Below are 960 nucleotides of genomic sequence, written 5' to 3'. Positions count from 1 at the left end.
TACCACGGAGTGATTCATGACTGGGGTGAAGTCGTAACAAGGTAACCGTAGGGGAACCTGCGGTTGGATCACCTCCTTACCTTAAATCTCAACGCCTGTTGAGTGTTCACACAGTTTGCTTGATATGCATAGAGCGCTTTTGATAGAGGCGTGGTAGCAAGTTCGCCTATAACTTGTTGCACACCGAGCCAAGCAACGCCGTGTACAGGGATAGCCTTATTCTTGTCCCTTGGGTTCGCGGAGCTCACCACTCGCCTTTACCAACAAGATGTGCGTTTTGGAAAGGTCTTGCCGCTGGCCTCGCCGGCTCGGCTGCGCCTTTACAAAATTCACTGCGAAGCTGCGCTTCGCAAACCGTGAATTTTGTCCCCTTCGTCTAGAGGCCTAGGACACCGCCCTTTCACGGCGGTAACAGGGGTTCGAATCCCCTAGGGGACGCCATTTACGCGCCAAGCCTTAAGCTGGATGCTGGAAGAGTCTGTCTTCAAGCCACCAGCTTAGAGCTTCATGCTCTTGCTCTTTAACAATCTGGAAAGCTGATGAAATAATTTGTAGTTCTTGATACGCAAGTGTCTTGGAACTTCTTGGCGAAAAATTGTTGTAAGCATCGGTCACTGATGCAACGACTCCGCCGAAGTCAGTGCTGTTCACTCATTGATGGGTGAATACACACTTCTTGGGGTTGTATGGTTAAGTGACTAAGCGTACACGGTGGATGCCTTGGCAGTCAGAGGCGATGAAGGACGTGCTAACCTGCGTTAAGCACGGGTGAGCTGGTAAGAAGCGCTTGAGCCCGTGATGTCCGAATGGGGAAACCCACTGCATTTTGTGCAGTATCGTTGCGTGAATACATAGCGCAGCGAGGCGAACCGGGAGAACTGAAACATCTAAGTACCCCGAGGAACAGAAATCAACCGAGATCCCCTTAGTAGCGGCGAGCGAACGGGGGCCAGCCCTTAA

The 960-nt window shown here is 51.6% G+C and carries 1 tRNA gene and 2 rRNA genes; all 3 read left to right on the top strand.

What is annotated here, in order from left to right:
• Positions 1–79, top strand: a 16S ribosomal RNA gene (locus tag C7H85_RS19250); the annotation flags it as partial.
• 286 nt (positions 80–365) lie between these two features.
• Positions 366–441 (top strand) — tRNA-Glu (locus C7H85_RS19245).
• 247 nt (positions 442–688) lie between these two features.
• Positions 689–960: ribosomal RNA gene (locus tag C7H85_RS19240) — 23S ribosomal RNA — on the top strand; the annotation flags it as partial.

Source organism: Zobellella endophytica (assembly GCF_003012775.1).
GTDB classification, from domain to species: Bacteria; Pseudomonadota; Gammaproteobacteria; order Enterobacterales; family Aeromonadaceae; genus Oceanimonas; species Oceanimonas endophytica.
This window is presented reverse-complemented; position numbering and strand designations above follow the sequence as displayed.